The following is a 19,246-nucleotide window of genomic DNA, read 5'->3' as shown; positions in this document are numbered from 1 at the left end:
TAAAGATTTCACAATAGGTGGTGATAGGGAGTAAAATGATCTATTTGGTAATTGCTTGTAGTTCTTTTGTGTCATCGTTGCTGACATTTTTTTCAGGGTTTGGTTTAGGTACAATCCTTATGCCATTCTTTGCTTTATTTTTTACTGTTCCTGCAGCTATTGCTATGACGGCTCTGGTCCATTTGCTGCACAATCTGTTTAAGACAGGGTTGTTATGGAAGAATGTGGAGTGGAAGGTGGTGCAACGTTTTGGTTTATCTGCGGTAGGCGCTGCTATACCAGGAGCTTACTTACTTAACTATCTTGCTCAACTTCCCTCTTTAATCACTTATAAGATGTTTAATGTTATTTTTGTGATAAAGCCTGTGAATATGGTAGCTGGTGTTTTGCTGATGATATTTGCTACGATTGGTCTATTAGCTGTGAAAGGATCATTTTTTAGAATTAAGTGGGCTATCTTAGGAGGGATTTTAAGTGGTTTTCTTGGTGGTTTAGTAGGTCAACAAGGAGCTTTTCGAAGTGCATACCTAGTTCAAGTGGGGCTTAAGAAAGAACAATTTATTGCGACCAATTCTGCTATCGCTATCTTTGTTGATATGGCACGTTTGAGTATTTATGGTTTGTCTCTTGAGTTTTTGTTTTCAGATGCCAATAATTGGTCATACATGGGAGTGGCAATTTTTGCAGCTTTTCTGGGAGCTCTTTTAGGAAACGTTTTATTAAAAAAAATTACAATTGATCTTATTCACATGCTCGTGATCGTCATATTATATTTTTTAGGATTGGCACTTACACTTGGACTTATTTCATAAGGTATTAACTTATAATTAATCATTAAATTTAAACAATGGGTTACCTATGGATTAAGGGGTGGATAATACAAGTGAGGGTAAAATGATAAAGCGTATAGTGTTTTTTTCTTTTATATTTTTGTTGATTGCTATTGGCGATGTTTTTGCTTCAGATATAACGGTTCGTATTAAACAAACAATTGACCATAAGGGATTTTCTTTAAGAGATCACTATTCTTTCTTTAGTGGAGAAGGCATTGAATATGATTTGACTAAAGTTATTGCAACAGTGAGTAGTTTTACTTGGGATAACGATAAACGGCACAAATTTGCTTTTAATGTAGAGCGTGAGCTAAATTTAGATTTAGATGTGGATGAAATTGTTAGTGAAGTTCCAGCTATTCCCACAACTGCTATTTGTGTGGCCTTAGAAGTTTGTCCCAAAGATGAGCAAGTGGGAGTGCCAAAACCACGTAGATTGCTCACTAAATTGGATGCTTTTATGTTTGATTTTGAAGAACCTTCAAAACCAAGCGCTATAACATTAATTGTGAGGATGAATGAAGAAGGTTTGGTGGATATGGAAGCCAAACTCACTGGGCTTGGTCCTCTCGTGAATATTTACCCAGCTTTCGCTAAACTTCGTCCAGAAAAAGACTTGGAACTTTTGTCAAAACATAACGCAATTATTGTAACAAGACATGCTGCAGCAACTAGCTCTTCTACTTTTAACCAAGCTTGGGAAGAAATTCTTAACTACAGAGGCAAGTAGCAGTAATTCTGCTACTCTTTCTCCTTTGTTAATATTCTCCGTAGTGGGTCTCAGGGAGCGTTTGTCCGCCATCGACGATAATAGATTGACCTGTGATATATCGAGCCTCATCAGACGCCAAGAATAAGTGAGCATAGGCAGTTTCTTCTGGAGTCCCCAGACGTCCCATGGGAATGGGTTTTGTACGCTCTTCAATAACTTTAGTACTGTTAACCTTCATGCCTTCTGTCATTATATTGCCAGGTTCAACAGCGTTAACAGTAATTTTGTATTTGGCAAGCTCAATAGCAATGGTTTTCATGAAACCATTCATGCCGCTTTTAGAAGCTGTATAATGGGATTTTGTTGGCAATCCAACACGTGGTCCTGATATCGATGACGTGAAAACGATACGACCATATTGTTGATTCTTCATAGCGGGAATAACAGCTTTTACGGCATAAAATGCACCATTGAGATTTGTTTTAATAACTTCATGCCATTCTTCTTTGGACATGACGTCGATGCGAGAGGGGGGATAAATACCTGCAGCATTGTGAATCAGTATATCAATACGATTATGCATTTTTAACGTCATTTGAGCCATTCTTTCCATATTTTCAGGCTTCGTTATATCAGCAACAATATAGCTAGCTTTACCCCCCGATTTTGTAATTTCATCAACAACATTTTTAAGATCTTTTTCAGTCCTGCTGACGAGAATCACATTTGCTCCTTCGGCAGCAAAGACTTTAGCAATGCTACGTCCAATCCCTTTACTGGCTCCAGTGATAATGGCAATTTTATTGTTCAAGCGGTTGTCACAGATTGCTTGAGAGAAAAAAGTCACGAGTAACAAGGAGAAAATTGAAAATATTTTTATGAACATTATGCTTTCTTTCTAATAATTTATGATGAGATAAAGACATAATTTATCCCAAAATAAGAGTCAATTTGAATGAGTAGACGAGAGAAGCGACATAAACACGCTACAAAAAAAGGGCTGTTGTTACACAGCCCTTTCTTTTTAACGTTAGATAGGGTTTGAGGTATTAGAAGCCCATGCCGCCCATGCCACCGCCCATGCCACCCATATCGGGCATTGGAGCGGGATCTTTTTTATCTGGGAGGTCAGCGATCATGGCTTCAGTGGTGATAAGAAGACCAGCAACCGAAGCTGCATCTTGCAAAGCACTACGTACAACCTTAGCTGGATCAATGATCCCGCGTTTTATCATGTCGCAATATTCACCATTTTGAGCATCATATCCTTGGTTAGGATCATTTTTCTCAAGAAGCTTACCAGCAATTACTGCACCATCTTCTCCAGCATTTTCAACGATTTGACGAATTGGAGCTTGTAAACAACGACGGATGATATCTACACCAACTCGTTGATCGTCGTTTTGTGGTTTTGTGTCTTTGAGTGAGCTAATAGCATAGAGAAGTGCTGCTCCGCCACCTGCAACGATACCTTCTTCAACAGCTGCGCGAGTTGCGTTGATTGCATCTTCTACACGATCTTTACGCTCTTTCACTTCAACTTCTGTTGCGCCACCTACGTGGATCACTGCAACACCACCTGAAAGTTTTGCCAAGCGTTCCTGCAGTTTTTCACGGTCATAATCTGAAGTTGTTTCTTCAATTTGAGCGCGAATTTGGTTGCAACGTGCTTCAATATCAGTCTTCTTACCGGCTCCATTGATAACAGTGGTGTTTTCTTTTGAAATTACCACTTTCTTTGCAGTTCCCAACATCTCAAGGTTTACAGTCTCAAGTTTAATACCGAGTTCTTCGGAAACAACTTGACTATTTGTTAGGATAGCAATGTCTTCAAGCATAGCCTTACGGCGATCACCAAAGCCAGGAGCCTTTACGGCAGCAACTTTCAAACCACCACGAAGCTTGTTCACGACGAGAGTTGCAAGGGCTTCGCCTTCAACATCTTCAGCAATGATCAACAGAGGACGACCGGATTGTACAACTTGCTCAAGCACTGGTAGCATGGCTTGAAGACCAGTCAGTTTCTTTTCGTGAATGAGAATGAAGGGATTTTCTAGTTCTACAATCATTTTTTCTGAATTGGTAACGAAGTAAGGAGAAATATATCCACGGTCGAATTCCATGCCTTCAACAACATCTAATTCAGTATTGATGGACTTTGCTTCTTCAACAGTTATGACACCTTCTTTACCAACCTTTTCCATAGCTTCTGCAATGATTTGTCCGATTTCAACTTCACCATTTGCAGAAATAGTTGCTACTTGTGCGATTTTCTCGCTTGTGGAAACCTTTTGTGCGCTGCCTTTTATTTGTTCAACAACTTTAGTAACGGCAAGATCAACTCCACGCTTAAGATCCATAGGGTTCATTCCAGCAGCAACGGACTTAATGCCTTCACGAACGATAGCTTGAGCTAGTACAGTTGCTGTGGTTGTTCCGTCACCAGCAACATCATTAGTTTTGCTTGCAACTTCGCGCACCATTTGGGCGCCCATGTTCTCAAATTTATTTTCCAATTCAACTTCTTTAGCAACCGTAACACCGTCTTTAGTGATACGTGGTGCGCCAAAGCTTTTTGAAATAACTACGTTACGACCTTTTGGTCCAAGGGTTACTTTAACTGCATTGGCCAAAATATCGACACCTTTTAACATCCGGTTGCGGGCGTCAGCCGAAAACTTTACGTCTTTTGCACTCATAATATATCTCCTGTCAAAGAATTAGATTAGGCAGCTTTTTTGTTTGAAACGATTCCGAAGATATCGGATTCTTTCAAAATCAAAAGCTCTTCGCCGTCAATTTTTACTTCTGTTCCGGACCATTTGCCGAAAACAATGCGGTCACCAACTTTGACTTCGAGAGGTGTCAATTGGCCAGCTTCATTGCGGGCACCAGGACCAACTGCTAGGACTTCACCTTCGATAGGCTTTTCTTTTGCGCTATCGGGGATGATAATACCACCTGATGTCTTGGATTCTTGTTCGATGCGTCTGACCAGGACTCGGTCATGTAAAGGTCTAAATTTCATTATTTACTCCATGTTTCTTTATCATTCAAACGACTAAAGAGTCTCTCGACGGTGAAAACCCAAGTTAGCACTTTCACTGAGAGAGTGCTAAAACTAATACAAATATTTGAAAAATATGTCAAGATATTTCTAGCAGTTCAAAGATTCTAGTTTAAGAGAGGCTTAAAATTGCCTGCTCTTTTCTAACAAGTAATGCACTACAGCTGGAAATAGACAGATTGTTTATTTTTTGACATTTTGGGTTGAGTAATTTAGGAAATAGTGCAAAGTTGTGGTTAATTTTTGTAAGCCAATGAATCTTTTTATCGAAAGTATAATCTTATGAGTCCTTCAAAAGTGGGCTTTCGTCCTTTGTTAATTTGGATTTTTGGGGCGAGTTTTTATTTCTATCAGTTCTTTTTTAGAGTTTCACCAAGCGTTATGACAGACGACTTAATGGAGACTTTTGGTATTCAAAGTTATGCTTTAGGCATATTATCTTCCTTTTATTATTTTGCTTATGCTGCGATGCAAATTCCTATTGGAATGATGTTGGATCTTTATGGTCCGCGACGCCTACTAACTCTTTCGTGTTGTTTATGTACGTTAGGAGGCCTTGTTTTTGCTTCATCTATGGGGATTGGTACCGCTTCTTTAGGTAGGCTCTTAATGGGAGCAGGATCTGCGTGTGCTTTTATTGGGACACTTAAACTTGCTACCTTGTGGTTTCCCCTAAGACATATTGGTTTAGCTGCAGGTTTCACAATGTTTTTGGGTTTTTTAGGTGCTACATCTGCAGGAGCCCCGTTAGCAATTCTTATTGATCATGTGGGATGGAGATCCGCACTTTACATTGTGGCTATTATTGGTGTTTTTTTAAGTCTAGGGATATGGGTTTTTGTGAGAGATCGTGAAAATCATCATGTCGATGAGCTCAAGAATATACAAGACCAAACAATTCTTTCTCGAGCGATTATCAATTTAAGAACAGTAGTTGTTAATCAGCAAGTGTGGCTTTTAGCATTTTATGGATCTTTGATGTATGTCCCCTTATCAGCTTTTGCAGATCTGTGGGGCATCCCATATATCACGCGTCTTTATGAGATTGATAAAGAGTTAGCGGCATCCCAAACCTCTATGATTTTTATGGGAGCTGCTTTAGGTGGACCAGTTATGACATGGCTCTCAGATTATCTTAAGAAAAGAAAAACGCCTATGATGATTGGTGCTGCTGCTATTACTCTATTGTATTCCATCGTTATATATTTTCCGAATATACCTTTTCCACTCATGTATGTGCTGCTGTTTTTTGCAGGATTTCTATTTACTGGGCAAGTGCTTTGCTTTGCCTCGGTGTGTGAAATAATTCCTTTAAGTGCGAGTGGAGTAGCCGTTGGTTTTACTAATATGGTGGTAATGATTAGTGGAGTGATTTTTGAACCTTTGATTGGCTGGATTCTACAAAAACTTTGGAATGGGCAGATGTATAACGGTGCGCCAATTTATAGTGTCGAAAATTTTAAGATTGCATTAATAACAGTTCCTCTGAGCACATTGGTCGCAGTTATTTTGTTGCGATTTATTCAGGAAACACATCCTCAGTCATTAAGAGCAAAGTAGATTATTTAGGTGGCAAAAGTATAGGTTCTTTTGCCGGATTTTTTTGAAATATACATCGCCTGGTCAGCTTTTGTTAAAAGTTTGTCAATAGTGTCACCATCATTGGGATAAATGACCACGCCAATGCTAACTCCAAATGGAACAGACTTATTATTGTAATCAATAGATGTACCGGCAATATCATTTATTTTATCAGCTACTTCCTTCATTTTTTGATTATTAATTTTTCCAATCAGAGCGATACAAAATTCGTCTCCCCCCAAGCGCGCGACAATGTCTTCTTTGCGGAGCGCTGCTTTTAGATTATGCGCAAGCTTAATGAGGACTTCATCTCCTACTTCGTGACCAAAAGTATCATTTACTTCTTTAAACCCATCTAAATCAAAATAAAAAAGCGTGTAGACTAACTCATGGTTATGATCTGCAGTCATAAGATTATCCAATGCTCTCGTGAATGCAGAACGATTAATCAGACCAGTTAATGAATCGTGATCGGCTAAATGTTTCATTCGTTCTTCACGAGCTTTACGATCTGTTATGTCCTTAAAAAGTGAGACAACTCCTCCTCCAGGAATTTTATTTTCTATTACCTCAATCCATGTGCCATTTTTTAAAAGGTGTTCATAGGGCAAGCCAGGATTGTTATGGAATTTTACAATCTCTTCTAACGAAGAAGTTAAAGGATGATTAGTATGTATAGAATCAAGATTTTGACGACGATCCTCTTGATAGATCTTGTTTTCAATGTTTTTCTTTATAAAGTCCTTAAAAGTAAATCCTGCTCCCCCAAGATGATCAATAGAAGGGAAAAGTTTTTTGAGGACAGAATTACATTCGATCAATCTGTCATCAGCATCAAAGATAGCAAAACCATCATCAATACTTTCAATAGCTGCAACCAAACGTTGACGCTCATTAGCGAGTTGTTGTGCGGCATGTTGTTCTCGGTCTCTTAGATTCTTCTTATCAAGGCATGCATGTACGCGCGCATACATCAATGTTGTGTTTATAGGCATAGTTAAGTAGTCGTCAGCACCAGCCTTAATGCATTCAATTACTCCGTTGATGTCGTCAAGACTTGAAACAACGACAACAGGTATCATTTGAGTTTGCATCTTACCTTTAAGATATTTCAGAACTTCGAACCCTGAAACATCGGGCATGAGTATGTCTAAAAGAATTAAATCTACGAGTTGATCGGAGAGAATATCAAATGTTTGATGCCCATTATTAGCAAAAATGACTTTATGACCTGCTTGTTTAAGACGTCTGGCAAGGTTTTCTCTTTTCTCTTCACTATCATCAACAATTAATATAGTGCCAACGGGATGAGAGGTTTGGCTTAAGTAGTAATCTGTTGTTTGAGTGAGAGCTTCTCTTTTAACCCCAAGGACAGCAATTAATGATAAGAGCTCTTCAGAACCTGAAATTAGATGTCCAAGAGATGATGTTAATGAATCATTAGATTGCGCTAATTCTTCGAGGATAAGTTCACTATAACCTTTGATGTTTGACACAATTGCTCTTAAATCGTGTCTTATGGTTGACCATTCATCAATCGTAATGCTCTTTTTTTGAATTTTATTTTTGAGGGCGTCTCTTTGTTCATAAAAATCAGAGAGAGCCTTTTTAATGACTGAATAGTCTTTTAAAAACTGCTTATAATCAGAAGCAGGAATGTTAGAGAGAGATTCCTGCATTGTATGCAGAATATATTCTGTTTCTCTCATGAATGCTTCATTATGATGAGACTGTTTGGATTGATTTTCCTTGGAAATGGTTGGGTTAACTTCCATTTGAATTAACTTTCCTTACATTTCTTAAGAAGATCTCTATTTTGGCAATGAGGCGTTCAATCTCAATAGGCTTTGTTTCGTACTCATCGCAACCGGCAAGAAGAGCCTTATCTTTATCTTCGCCCATTGCATGTGCTGTTAGCGCAATAATTGGGATGTTGCATGTGTTAGGATCATCTTTAATCCTTTTAGTGGCTTCCCAACCATCAATTTTAGGTAAAGACAAGTCCATCAAAATTATGTCTGGTCTATATTGCTGAGCTTTTAGAATGCCTTCATCACCATCTTGGGCAAGAATAACTTCATAATTACGCTTAGTAAGACGTCTTGAGAGCATATCACTATTAATTTCATTGTCTTCGACCAACAAAATCTTAACCACTAAGAGATCTCCAAGGTTTTTAGCTAATTACATTCTATCAAAATTAGATTCTAAAACAACGATGGTAAAAAACTTCTAAATAAGCTATAAAAAAAATATCTAAAATTAATATGTATATATGATATATTAAGATTAATAAGGGGGGGCAATTTTGAAATCTGACTTAGCCAGCTTAGAAGGAATTGCTAAGAAGGTTGAACTTCTAATAAATATCGATGACCTTTTAGAGAAAAGAGGACTCATTTCACTTGACCAAAAAAAAGTGGTGGAAAGAGAAAGAAAGAGCAGTGGCAAAACAATCGAAAAGCTCTGTGTTGAGTTTGGATTTATCACTGAAACTGCTATTAACCAAATCATCGAAGAACATCTTGGTTATGAAATTTTTTACCCAGAAAAGTATCTCATTGACCAAAGCTTACTCAATAAATTTCCCAGAGCACTTGCTGAAAGATTTTACGTAATACCCCTCAGCTTTTCTTATAATACCATGGTTGTAGCAATGGTCGATCCATTTGATTTAAGGGCTTTAGATTGCTTAAAGGAACATTTTCCTAAAATTGGACATTATAAAAAATGTATTGCTGAAGAGAGTGTGTTGATGGCGGCGATAGACCGCTATTATGGTTATCCTTGGACGTTAGAAAAGATACTTGAATCTCTGGAAAAAAACCTAAAAGGCAATAATGAAACTAACGTTGAAGAGCCGTCAATCAATAATTTCCTTAACATTGTTCTAGTTGATGCTGTTAAAAGAAGAGCTTCAGATATTCATCTGAGTCCTGAAAAAAATTTAATTCAAGTACGTTATAGAATCGATGGGATTTTGCAATCTCTATGCTGTTTTCATGCAGTACACTGGTCGAGAATTGTTGCGCGATTAAAAATTATGTCTGGATTGGACATTGTGGAAACAAGGAGATTTCAAGCTGGCAGCTTTCATTGTTTTATCAAGGGAAGGGAGGTTTATTTTCGTCTTGCAACTCATCCAACACAATATGGTGAAAATATTGTAATTCGAGTGTTGGACCGTTACTATGGTGTAAAATCATTGAGTGATTTAGGATTGGAAGAAAAGCAACTGAAGATTCTTTTGAATCTTATACAAAAACCTCAGGGGATGATTGTATTTTGCGGACCTACCGGTTGCGGAAAGACAACGACACTTTTTTCTTTAGTTGAAGAATTAAAAGGCACACATAAAAATATCTTTACTCTTGAAGATCCTATCGAATATAGAATTTCAAAAATTCATCAAACATCAATTCAAAAAAAATTAGGGATGTCTATGGCAGAAGGAATAAAATCCATTCTTCGACAGGATCCCGATGTTATTTTAATTGGTGAAATTAGAGATGAAGAAACTGCTCAAATGGCTTTTCGAGCATCAATGACGGGACATCTTGTTCTCACAACTTTGCATGCTCAGAATGGCTTAGGGGTCATCCATAGGCTCATGGATTTAGGAATCAAATCAAGTCTATTCCCGAGTAATCTCTTAGCTGTTGTTTCTCAGCGTTTGGTGCGTCTTCTATGTTTACGTTGTAAACAAAAACGTAAAGGAAGCAGAGACTTAGATTATTATTGGGCAGAAGGATGTGAGGAATGCTCATACTTGGGATCACAGGGAAGGAAAGCTCTTGCGGATATTATTATACTAGATCAAGAGTTTGAAGAGGCGTTTCTTTCAGACTCACCATTATCTTTACTAAGAAATATTCTAAAATTAAAAAAATACAATAGTTTTCAAGAGCATGCACAAAAACTAATTCAAAATGGCATGGTGGGTGCAGAGGAAGTTAAGCGTATTTTTGGTCTGGAGGATTTACATGTGGATTTATTATTCGGCGATAGATGAAAAATCCAAAAAATATAGAAGCTATATCTTCGTTGCCAATGATATTTTACTTTCGGCCTTACTAGATGAACTAGGACATCATCTCATCCGTTTTAGATTCCAACCTCATATGAATTTCTTAAGTTTTGCAAAGCCTAGCCTTGAAGAACAAAGAGATTATTTTTTTAAATTAAGACTTTTATTAGCTGCCAAAATTTCGATCTTAACGGTTTTTAAAATTCTCTGCAGTGAAGGCACTTCAAGACATCTCAAGGCTCTTTCTTTAAATATTATTGCAGGTCTTAAGGACGGAGTTTCACTTTATCAGTCTTTTGTGCGCTATCTACCATTTTTTGATTCATTAATTTTAGGTCTTATACGTGGTGCAGAACAAACGGGTGATCTTGAGAGGGCATTCTTATTGATCGAGGAATATTTGAATGAAAAGATGAGGATGCGAGACATTGTCTATCAATCTATTCGTTATCCTTTGGTTTTACTTATTCTTATTATCTGCGTGGTTGTTGTCTTAATGAACAAGGTTGTACCTGAGCTTATTCAAATCTCAAGCACACTTCAAAAAGACATTTCTTTTAAGGCATCTGTTTTGACAAAGATCTATGAGTTTATTGTCGGTAACATATTCTTAGTTGGAAGTTTATTTCTTTTGTGTGGCATAATTTTTCCCATGTTGGGCAGGTTTAGCCCAAAAATACGTAAGGCTATGGCTCAGCATTCACTTAAAATACCGCTTGTAGGAGCATTCTATAAAAGTATTTCTAGCGCTTCATATTTTTTAGCTCTTGAGGTTTTTATTCAAGGGCATTTGACTTTGAATGCCAGCATGAGGGAAGCTGTTCATGTGATCCGGAATACTTATGTTAAAAACTGTGCATTGCAGATTGTCGAGAAATTAGAAGGAGGAACAAGCTTTTATGAGGCGTTAAAAGCTTCAGATCTTTTTCCTTTATATGTTTTAAAAATTATTCAATTGGGTGAAGAAACGGGGCAAATTTTACAATCATTGTTTCAGATCAATCAGTATTATAGAAATATTTTTGAGCGTCAGTTGTTATCTCTTAAAATTTACCTTGAGCCATTATTTTTATTGATTCTTGGTGCTTTTATCTTGTGGATTGTTTGGTCATTTATATTGCCTTTGTATGATAATCTTTTAATGGTAGAGCAGACGTTATGAAGCAAGATTTGATCATCAATGATGACAGTATGTGCTTGTTAACGTGGCAACGAAATAAATTGGTGACCATTAAAACTTTGCAAACTTTAGAACATTTTACTCCTCAGAAGGGAAAGTTAAATGTTTATGTGAATGTGTCAAAACAAAGTTTTTTCAGTGGTGTATTGCCTCAATGTTCATATTGGGATCAACATCAAATTCTAATAAAAAAACTTATGTTTCTATCAAGGTCTGAAGAAGGGGTTGGTGGCAAGAGACTGCAATTTCGTCAATTTAATGGCGTTCATATTGAAGGCTTTGATTCTATACAATATAATGTAGAGCAACTGATTAAAAAATATCAAACTATCAGTGGTATTTATTCAATTCCTTTGGAAATCCCTCAGATTATCTCGATGGTTAACTCTTCCAATTGCTATCTTTTGTTTTACAGAGTTGAGACCTTTTTTCTTAAAATGATCTATGTGAATGATCAAAAAACAAAGTACACGCGTATCATTCCGGTTAAAGACTATCTTTCTATTGCTACTTTTAAGAACGAAGTAAAAGCAGCAATAAATTTCCTTAAAAGGCATTTTGCTCTTGATAACAAGTTGGACATTTTAATTTTTAGAGATAAAAATATGGAGAATTGGGAATGGCAATCCATGTTTACTCAAGATGGTTATTTTCAAATCTCTAATCCCTACCATGAAAATTTTGAATATTATTGTATACGTCTCTTTCATAAAAGAAGGCTCTCAAGAGCAAAAATTAGATCTAAGGCACTGCAAGAGGTCAGCCGGCAACAACTCATCATGAGAATTAAAATGAGTCTCATTTTGTTTGGGGTGAGTTTCTTTCTTTTTTTCAATCTAATGCAGAGTTATGAAATTTATAATCTCAATAAAGCTTTGTCTCAATTTTTTAAACCACCAATACATATCAATGAAAACTCATTAACCTCAGTTAAGCAGATGCAAGATTTTTTAAGAATTCATAAAGCAAAGCTCAATCCCCTATTTTATCTCAGTAAACTTGCTTTGAAGAGAAATGGAAGCATTCTTTTCGATCAGGTATCCTGGAGTTATCCACTTTCATTCAATAACAAAACACAAGAATGTAAGTTGATGCTTAAATTTAAGTCACACTCTAAACAAATCAAAGAACTTAATACTTATCTAAAAAATAATTTTTTCGATTTTTATTCTCAAACTGAAGAAGTCAATAAAACCTTTCAATGGCATATGAATGAAGAAAATGAATCGCATTTCCAAGATTATACGTTGCTTATGAAAAAGAGAGTGCATGAAGATTAAAACTATAGTGATTTATTTATGGTTTAGCATGATTTTGACTGCTGGTCTTAATTACTATAAGAGAAATTTACTATCTAAGTTCCATGAGAACTTAAAGACTCATAACATTAGTCAAATAAAAATAGACGCTGAATTAGCATTTCAAAAATTTCAAAATCATAAAGCGAAGAAAGATTTTGCAAAATTTATGGGAAAAGAGATTTCGAGAGAAGTCTTGTTCGATCATATGAAAAACTATGCTCAATCATGTGGTGTAAGCAGCATAAATGCTGATTTTAACACCTCTTATTTTGAACAAAATTATACCCTGCAGAGGGTTGAAGTGAGTGTTAAAGCACATCATGATAGAGCTCTTTACTGTTTTGTCTATGCTTTAGAGAATTCCAGTCTTTTGTATGTTTGGCTTGATGTATTAGATTTTAAACGAGACTCGATTGATGAAGATGAAATAGTCAGCGGTAATATAAAAGTCCATATTATTCGTTGGAGGTCATCATAGGGAGATTTTTAATATTCTTTTTTTTGTTGATAGAACGTTGCTATGCTGAAGAGAAGTTATGGGATTTTAGTTTATTCTTTGAAGAGGAAGTGGAGATCACTGAGGAAAAGAGCGTTTTAGAGTTACAAGGAATAAGCTATCTTAACGAAGAAAACTGGGTGATTTGGATGAATAATAAACGTTATTCAAAAAAAGAGAATTTTGAGGGAGTAAAAATACAAAAAATTAATTTAGCGGAGATTGAATTGATATGGCTCATAGAAGGATACCGTCACTTCATCAAACTTTCTCCAGGGGAAGTCTATTGTTCCAAAAATAGAATAACTTTTCAGAGTAGATCTCAATGTCTATGTGATTAATCTTTAAGACGGCAAGGGAATTTTCCATAGTGACTGATGAGTTGATCTCTAGATGTCCATTTGACGATGGAAGATTCCAGTTCTTTAATCTTTGTTTGAACAAAGTGAGGAGAGGAATTTTCAAGGTTCTTTTGCGATTTTTGCGGCGCTTCAAGAACGACGGCGATAAAGCCCTTATGAAGATCTACAATGCTTTCATTTTTTTCATCAAAAATTTTCAGCGTTTGACCTGTTGTTGTGCAATAATTCAGAAGGCTTCTTTCCTGTTGACCTTGAAGCTTGTTTGTTTGAGTGAGATTGGGCTCTACAGCATAGAGTATTGGTTTATAAAATCCATCATTTGCAAAGATCAGAGAAATACCTAAGCTATGGTAAGGGACATAACCTATGAAGAGCTTGGATGAGTCACAAATTTTAAGTGCTTTACCAAAAATGTCTGAAGCAGGGCAGGGAAGATGCCCATTTCTTAATAAATAAGCAGCTAAACTGACCATAACAATTTCTAGATGATCTAGAGTTTTTTTATACCGTCTTGTCTCAAGTTGAAGAGTAAGCAAGGGCAAAGTGAAGGAAGCTAAAATTCCCATGATTGCAAGAGCAATAGCGATTTCAATGAGAGAAAATCCATCTTGAGTAGAACGTAGTTTTTTAAAATTGAAAATACAGAATGCAGCATTTTTCAGTGTTTTTAACATTATACTGTCCTCGATGAACACACGCATTTTCTGGATATCCATCACCATTCTTTGCTCTAATACGTCCTGAAGTGGGATCGCCATTGTCAGCTTTTTTATCTAAGCTCATGGCTTGTAGAGGAGTAAGGACGCCCCCGTTTCCATGGAGACCATTTTCAGCCCCTAATAAAAACCAATGTCCGTCCATATCTTCTGTGGGTTTATACTGTACAGTAAAGCCTCCACCTGTTTTAGCGCTCGGTGCTCCCTGATTAAAACGGGCGATGCCATTAGATGGTAAAAGACCCGCACTAGAAATTAAACCAGCGGCAGAAAGATGCGACCAAAAAGAGAGTGCTTCATGATTATAATGACTACCTGACCCGGCTAATCCAGGACCTTCAATGAAACCGTTGTTATTTCCATTTTTAAGAGAAGGATCAATTTGGCTCTGCGCCAGATGAAAGTCACCTGGTAAGGAGTCGTACTTTTCATAGAAAATGTTCACCGCAAGACGATAGCTATTGACTTGTGTTAGTACAGATTTTAGGCGAGCACTTTCAAGAAGCTCTTGTCCTTTAATAATACCGCCTAGAATAAGCCCAATAATAGCCAGCACGATTGACAATTCAATAAGGTTAAAGCCTTGTTGATTTTTATATATTCGCAAGATGAAGCCTCCCATGCTTAGCTTGAATCATGCGTGCAATTAATGTTACATATATCAAGTTGGCAGTCAATGAAAAAAAATAAAAAATTAAGAATTAGGGGGGCGAATCTTTATGAAAATTTGGAGTTTTCGAATGATATGAGTAAATTCAGAAGGTGGCTGAGAAAAGTCATTAATCCAATCAAAGATTTCAGGATCCTCAGAATCAAGGAGCTTTGTTAGCGCATCGATTTCAATCGTTGAAAGATTGGGCACCTCTTTTTCAAAAAAGGACCGAAACAAAAAATCAGCTTCACGTGTGCTGCGATAAAAGGCTTTATAGCGAAGCTTTTTTAAATTCATGAGTTTTTCCCGAGTAGTGATTAAGAAAAATTTAGGTAGCTTAATATATACATGCAAGTCAAAGTTGTTGGATAAAAAATATTTTAAATAAAAACAATCGATTTACATCGAATGAAATATTTTTTTCACTATTGCTAAGTAAAAAGTAAGTAATATGTAAACTTATATTAAATTATCAATCTCTATCATCGGTATTGTGTATTATGGAGGATTGAAAAATGCTTAAAACATTCAATATATTTATTTACGTTATATTGTTAATCTCATTAAATAGTACAAATTCCTATGCTTCGAAATCAGAATATAGTTCATCTTCTGTTTCATCTGAAGATAGTCGAGAGGGAAAGAAAGAGAGTGTTTTCGATCTACATCCTCTTTTAAAAGGGGTGATTATTACAGTCGACGGCGGAGGGACGAGAGGAATTATACCCCTCTATTTCCTTCATATGCTGCAGAAAAAATTAGGTGTTTCGCTGGTTGACAAGGTGAATGTATGGGGAGGGACTTCAATTGGAGGGATTACAGTTCTTGGTCTGAATAAACCGAGTAAAGAAGATGCGTCACAACCTGAAAAAACTCCTGAAGATCTTATAAAACTTGTGCAACAAGAAGCGACAACAATTTTTCCTAAATCAATTTATAACTCCGTGACATCAATTGGTGGATTAAGAACAAATATATATCCTGCCAGTGGAATTGAATGGGTGTTAAGAGAACAATTTGGCGATGCTAAACTCTCGGACTCAATAGGAAATGTTATTGTGGCTGGGTATGACACAAGTCGTGGAGAACCTGTATTCTTTAAAAGCGCAACTGCTAAAGATCCATCAAAATACGGTGAATTTGATTTTTACTCCATGGATGTCGCAAGGTTAACTTCGGCCGCACAAACATATTTTCCTCCTGCTCAAATTCAATCAATTGGTGGCAGAATTGTTGAAGGGATTGATGGCGGTAATGTGGCAAACAATATAACGGCCTCTGCGTTGGTTGAAGCGCGCAAACGTTATCCAGATGTGCTTGATTGGCTTGTTATTAGTTTAGGAACAGGAAAAGTACAAAAAACAATGTCATATTCTCAAATCAAAAATAAAGGAGGATTATTTTGGCTAAAACCTACCCTAGACATAACGATGAATGGAGCTAGTCAAGTTGTTGATTACCAGTTGAGAGAACTTTTACCTCCTGAAGAGTCAGATACAGGATTTTATCGCACGCGTTATCATCGATTTAATCCCATTCTTCCTCCAGAAAACAGTGATCTTGATAATGCTAGTCCTGAGAACATGCGTCAGTTGCTTATTCATGCAGAAGCTTACTATCGGGAGCATGAATCAGAATTTAATGAAATTGTTAAAGAGCTTAGGAAAAGGCCATCAATCAAAGAAATTAACAGACTTGCAGCTTTGAAAAGACAGGAAGAGATGGACGCACTGTCAGAGAGATTGAGTCACTTAGAGTTAGGTTCATCACATAATTCTGGGGTAAAAACAGGTCTTGTACCTAGAAGAAAGATGCATGAATCAACTCCTTCAAGACAGGGAGATGAAGAGAAAATCGAATATATGCATCAAAGAAGTGTTTCTGAATCTGAGCCTTTTTTTCAAGAGCTAGGGGATGATAGTGAGATAAAAAGAAAGCTTCCAAGATTGGTTGAGTTTAGGCGAAGTTCAACAAAAAGTATGTTGCCAAGCTTAGGGAGTCCACGAAAGTTCAATCCTGCGCTTTTACAGCAAATTAGATCTTCTTCTTCAAGTGATGCACAGGATGTTGAGGAAGGCTTGGAAAAAAAATAAAGGTTTTAAAACTAGCCTTATTTTTCTATAAGGCTAGTTTTGCTTTATTTCTGAGCATTTTTTTCTAGCCAAACACCCACTTAAACAAGATATAACTATAAAACTATATGTTTTATTTATTTTAGAAGATGTAACCAGTGCGACCTGAAATACTAACAACATTATTTTCATCACTGATTTCCCTTTCAGGAGTTGGTCCTGAAAGTTCGCGAAGGTTAGAAAATCTTGTTGGTTCAAGAGTTTTTTCTTTATTATGTCATTGTCCAACAGGCGTTATTCAAAGACGTTTAGTTGATAAATTGTCCATGGCTCGACCTAGTGATGTTGTAACTTTATTAGTTAGTATCGATGAACACGTAAAGCCACCAAAGGGGAAAAGATTGCCCTATCGTGTGCGATGTTCTGATAAATATGGAGGACGACTTGATCTTGTTTTTTTTCATCCTCAAGAGATTTATCTACTGAAAATCCTTCCCTCAGGTCAGGAAAGAGCCGTTAGCGGAAAAGTGGAATATTATCAATCACGTTGGCAAATGATACATCCCGATCATATCGGACATCCTTTAACTTTAAAAGATTGGCAAGGTCCTGAACCGCAATATCCTTTGACTCAAGGGTTGACACAAAAAATGTTACGTAAATTTATAGATGAAGCTTTTAAACGATGTGTGACTCTTCCCGAATGGATTTCTGAAAAAATAAAAGCAAAAGCAAAATGGTTAGGATGGAGAGAATCTCTTGTTTCTATTCATAATCCTCAAAAGAATGAAGAGATTAACCCTTTTAATTTAGCTTATCAGCGTCTTGCTTATGATGAATTACTGGCTAATCAACTTTCCTTACAACTCATAAGACAAACTCAAATTAAGTCTCAAGGTAGGCCAATTATAGGTAATGGAGAGTTACGAAAAAGGGCTATTGACTCTTTACCCTTTCAACTAACAGAGCATCAACGATCCTCATTGAAAGAGATCTTCAAAGATATGGCGGAGCCCAAGCGTATGGTAAGACTTCTTCAGGGAGATGTGGGAAGTGGTAAAACAATTGTGGCTTTTCTGGCTCTTTTGAATGCTGTTGAAGCAGGTCTTCAAGGTGCATACCTTGCACCTACTGAGATTTTAGCCCGTCAGCATTATCAGAACATGAAAAGATGGGCCGATAAAATTGGGGTATCCGTTGGACTATTGACAGGAAAAGATCGTAAAAGTGAAAGAGATGAAGTTCTCAAGTGTCTTCAAGATCATTCTCTTAAAATCCTTGTGGGTACTCATGCTTTGATTCAAGAAGGAGTAGTTTTTAAAGATTTAGGATTGGCAGTGATTGATGAACAACATCGATTTGGTGTTTCTCAACGTTTGCAGCTCTCTCAAAAAGGACAAAGTGTTGATACGCTTGTTATGACGGCAACGCCAATTCCCAGGACTTTGATGATGACCACCCATGGAGACTTAGATTGTTCATTCTTGAGGCAAAAACCTTCAGGACGCAAGGATATTGTAACAAAAGCTATCTCTACGGATAGGTTGAGGGAAGTCATAGAAGCTCTTAAGCGCGAAATTAACAGAGGTGGAAAGATCTATTGGGTGTGTCCTTTGGTAGAAGAATCTGAAGCTCTTGATTTAACTTCGGTAGAAGACAGAGCTCTTAGCTTAGAAACGCACTTTAAAGGAAAAGTAGGACTTATCCATGGACGTATGAAGTCGATAGAAAAAGAAAAAGTTATGACATCATTTATTGAAGGTGACATCAAGATTCTCGTGGCTACAACAGTAATAGAAGTTGGAGTGCATGTGGATGATGCAACGGTAATGGTAATTGAGCATGCAGATCGCTTTGGATTAGCTCAATTACATCAATTGCGTGGGAGAGTGGGGCGAGGTGAGCAACAAGCGACGTGTTTGCTTCTGTATCAAGGTTCACTCAATTCAGTAGCTCAAGCGCGTTTACAAATAATGCGTCAGAGTAACGATGGCTTTCGCATTGCTGAAGAGGATTTGAAACTACGAGGAGGAGGTGAGATCCTTGGGTTAAAACAAAGTGGAATGGCTAATTTTCGTTTTGCAAATCTGGAATTTCATCAAAACCTTTTAAATCAAGCCCATGAAGACGCTAAAGAAATACTCATTCATGATCCATTTTTGCTTTCAGAACGTGGTAAGGCTTTACGCATTCTTTTAGCACTTTATGAACAGGACGCTGCTGTTCAATATTTGCAAGCAGGATAAA

General features: G+C 36.9%; 18 protein-coding genes. 10 read left to right on the top strand and 8 right to left on the bottom strand.

Annotated elements, in window-relative coordinates; genetic code table 11:
- Window positions 1-35: 35 nt before the first annotated feature.
- Window positions 36-812, top strand: coding sequence for a sulfite exporter TauE/SafE family protein (locus GQ61_RS03030; protein ID WP_085783886.1), 777 nt, complete (start codon window positions 36-38; stop codon window positions 810-812).
- Window positions 813-894: 82 nt separating this feature from the next.
- On the top strand, window positions 895-1,563 hold the full coding sequence (locus GQ61_RS03025; RefSeq protein ID WP_157111126.1) for a hypothetical protein: 669 nt from the start codon (window positions 895-897) through the stop codon (window positions 1,561-1,563).
- Between the two features lie 28 nt (window positions 1,564-1,591).
- Here GQ61_RS03025 and GQ61_RS03020 read toward each other — a convergent pair whose 3' ends face one another.
- From GQ61_RS03020 to GQ61_RS03010, 3 genes are all read right to left on the bottom strand, one after another.
- Window positions 1,592-2,356, bottom strand: coding sequence for an SDR family NAD(P)-dependent oxidoreductase (locus GQ61_RS03020; RefSeq protein WP_198157392.1), 765 nt, complete (start codon window positions 2,354-2,356; stop codon window positions 1,592-1,594).
- A 238-nt stretch (window positions 2,357-2,594) separates the two neighbouring features.
- Complete coding sequence (gene groL / locus GQ61_RS03015) at window positions 2,595-4,244, bottom strand: chaperonin GroEL (protein WP_085783881.1); 1,650 nt, start codon at window positions 4,242-4,244, stop codon at window positions 2,595-2,597.
- 26 nt (window positions 4,245-4,270) lie between these two features.
- Complete coding sequence (locus GQ61_RS03010; RefSeq protein WP_085783880.1) at window positions 4,271-4,573, bottom strand: co-chaperone GroES; 303 nt, start codon at window positions 4,571-4,573, stop codon at window positions 4,271-4,273.
- Between the two features lie 321 nt (window positions 4,574-4,894).
- Here GQ61_RS03010 and GQ61_RS03005 point away from each other — a divergent pair, with 321 nt between their 5' ends.
- The gene (locus GQ61_RS03005) at window positions 4,895-6,172 is read left to right on the top strand and encodes an MFS transporter (protein ID WP_085783879.1); all 1,278 of its coding nucleotides are present in this window, start codon (window positions 4,895-4,897) and stop codon (window positions 6,170-6,172) included.
- 5 nt (window positions 6,173-6,177) lie between these two features.
- On the opposite strand, the gene GQ61_RS03000 is transcribed toward GQ61_RS03005, so the two are convergent.
- Entirely contained in the window at window positions 6,178-7,968 is a 1,791-nt protein-coding gene (locus GQ61_RS03000; protein WP_085783878.1) for a diguanylate cyclase, read from the bottom strand.
- On the bottom strand, window positions 7,958-8,350 hold the full coding sequence (locus tag GQ61_RS02995) for a response regulator (protein ID WP_085783877.1): 393 nt from the start codon (window positions 8,348-8,350) through the stop codon (window positions 7,958-7,960). Before GQ61_RS02995 ends, GQ61_RS03000 begins: the two co-directional genes overlap by 11 nt.
- A 151-nt stretch (window positions 8,351-8,501) precedes the next feature.
- Here GQ61_RS02995 and GQ61_RS02990 point away from each other — a divergent pair, with 151 nt between their 5' ends.
- The 5 genes from GQ61_RS02990 to GQ61_RS09245 all read left to right on the top strand — a co-directional run bounded on the left by GQ61_RS02990 (window position 8,502) and on the right by GQ61_RS09245 (window position 13,538).
- Window positions 8,502-10,205 (top strand): GspE/PulE family protein, encoded by a 1,704-nt coding sequence (locus GQ61_RS02990; protein ID WP_085783875.1) that lies wholly within the window; start codon window positions 8,502-8,504, stop codon window positions 10,203-10,205.
- Entirely contained in the window at window positions 10,177-11,382 is a 1,206-nt protein-coding gene (locus tag GQ61_RS02985) for a type II secretion system F family protein (RefSeq protein ID WP_198157391.1), read from the top strand. Before GQ61_RS02990 ends, GQ61_RS02985 begins: the two co-directional genes overlap by 29 nt.
- On the top strand, window positions 11,379-12,680 hold the full coding sequence (locus GQ61_RS02980; RefSeq protein WP_085783873.1) for a hypothetical protein: 1,302 nt from the start codon (window positions 11,379-11,381) through the stop codon (window positions 12,678-12,680). Before GQ61_RS02985 ends, GQ61_RS02980 begins: the two co-directional genes overlap by 4 nt.
- Window positions 12,670-13,179 carry a hypothetical protein gene (locus GQ61_RS02975; protein WP_085783872.1) on the top strand — a complete coding sequence of 170 codons (510 nt, stop codon included), beginning with the start codon at window positions 12,670-12,672 and terminating at the stop codon, window positions 13,177-13,179. The genes GQ61_RS02980 and GQ61_RS02975 overlap by 11 nt, the downstream gene beginning before the upstream one ends.
- Before the next feature lie 89 nt (window positions 13,180-13,268).
- Complete coding sequence (locus GQ61_RS09245) at window positions 13,269-13,538, top strand: hypothetical protein (RefSeq protein WP_198157390.1); 270 nt, start codon at window positions 13,269-13,271, stop codon at window positions 13,536-13,538.
- Here the strand turns inward: GQ61_RS09245 and GQ61_RS02965 are convergent.
- From GQ61_RS02965 to GQ61_RS02955, 3 genes are all read right to left on the bottom strand, one after another.
- The gene (locus tag GQ61_RS02965; RefSeq protein ID WP_198157389.1) at window positions 13,535-14,233 is read right to left on the bottom strand and encodes a type II secretion system protein; all 699 of its coding nucleotides are present in this window, start codon (window positions 14,231-14,233) and stop codon (window positions 13,535-13,537) included. The genes GQ61_RS09245 and GQ61_RS02965 overlap by 4 nt on opposite strands.
- Window positions 14,187-14,882 carry a prepilin-type N-terminal cleavage/methylation domain-containing protein gene (locus GQ61_RS02960; RefSeq protein WP_198157388.1) on the bottom strand — a complete coding sequence of 232 codons (696 nt, stop codon included), beginning with the start codon at window positions 14,880-14,882 and terminating at the stop codon, window positions 14,187-14,189. Before GQ61_RS02960 ends, GQ61_RS02965 begins: the two co-directional genes overlap by 47 nt.
- Window positions 14,883-14,969: 87 nt before the next feature.
- A complete protein-coding gene (locus tag GQ61_RS02955) occupies window positions 14,970-15,224 on the bottom strand; it encodes an FAD assembly factor SdhE (protein ID WP_085783868.1) in 255 nt (84 codons plus the stop codon).
- A gap of 218 nt (window positions 15,225-15,442) precedes the next feature.
- Between GQ61_RS02955 and GQ61_RS02950 the strand changes: the two genes are divergently transcribed.
- Both GQ61_RS02950 and recG read left to right on the top strand, forming a co-directional pair.
- Entirely contained in the window at window positions 15,443-17,020 is a 1,578-nt protein-coding gene (locus GQ61_RS02950; protein WP_085783867.1) for a patatin-like phospholipase family protein, read from the top strand.
- A 137-nt stretch (window positions 17,021-17,157) separates the two neighbouring features.
- Window positions 17,158-19,245, top strand: coding sequence for an ATP-dependent DNA helicase RecG (gene recG, locus GQ61_RS02945; RefSeq protein WP_085783866.1), 2,088 nt, complete (start codon window positions 17,158-17,160; stop codon window positions 19,243-19,245).
- Window position 19,246 lies beyond the last annotated feature (1 nt).

It is taken from the genome of Candidatus Nucleicultrix amoebiphila FS5, assembly GCF_002117145.1.
Lineage (GTDB): Bacteria > Pseudomonadota > Alphaproteobacteria > Caedimonadales > Nucleicultricaceae > Nucleicultrix > Nucleicultrix amoebiphila.
The sequence above is the reverse complement of the archived record's forward strand: the minus strand, read 5'-3'. Positions and strand labels throughout refer to the sequence as shown.

Coding starts and splice junctions, on each gene's coding strand:
- GQ61_RS03030 (WP_085783886.1), top strand. CDS start 36: ATGATCTATTTGGTAATTGCTTGTAGTTCTTTTGTGTCATCGTTGCTG.
- GQ61_RS03025 (WP_157111126.1), top strand. CDS start 895: ATGATAAAGCGTATAGTGTTTTTTTCTTTTATATTTTTGTTGATTGCT.
- groL (WP_085783881.1), bottom strand. CDS start 4,244: ATGAGTGCAAAAGACGTAAAGTTTTCGGCTGACGCCCGCAACCGGATG.
- GQ61_RS03010 (WP_085783880.1), bottom strand. CDS start 4,573: ATGAAATTTAGACCTTTACATGACCGAGTCCTGGTCAGACGCATCGAA.
- GQ61_RS03005 (WP_085783879.1), top strand. CDS start 4,895: ATGAGTCCTTCAAAAGTGGGCTTTCGTCCTTTGTTAATTTGGATTTTT.
- GQ61_RS03000 (WP_085783878.1), bottom strand. CDS start 7,968: ATGGAAGTTAACCCAACCATTTCCAAGGAAAATCAATCCAAACAGTCT.
- GQ61_RS02985 (WP_198157391.1), top strand. CDS start 10,177: ATGTGGATTTATTATTCGGCGATAGATGAAAAATCCAAAAAATATAGA.
- GQ61_RS02980 (WP_085783873.1), top strand. CDS start 11,379: ATGAAGCAAGATTTGATCATCAATGATGACAGTATGTGCTTGTTAACG.
- GQ61_RS02975 (WP_085783872.1), top strand. CDS start 12,670: ATGAAGATTAAAACTATAGTGATTTATTTATGGTTTAGCATGATTTTG.
- GQ61_RS02965 (WP_198157389.1), bottom strand. CDS start 14,233: ATGTTAAAAACACTGAAAAATGCTGCATTCTGTATTTTCAATTTTAAA.
- GQ61_RS02955 (WP_085783868.1), bottom strand. CDS start 15,224: ATGAATTTAAAAAAGCTTCGCTATAAAGCCTTTTATCGCAGCACACGT.
- GQ61_RS02950 (WP_085783867.1), top strand. CDS start 15,443: ATGCTTAAAACATTCAATATATTTATTTACGTTATATTGTTAATCTCA.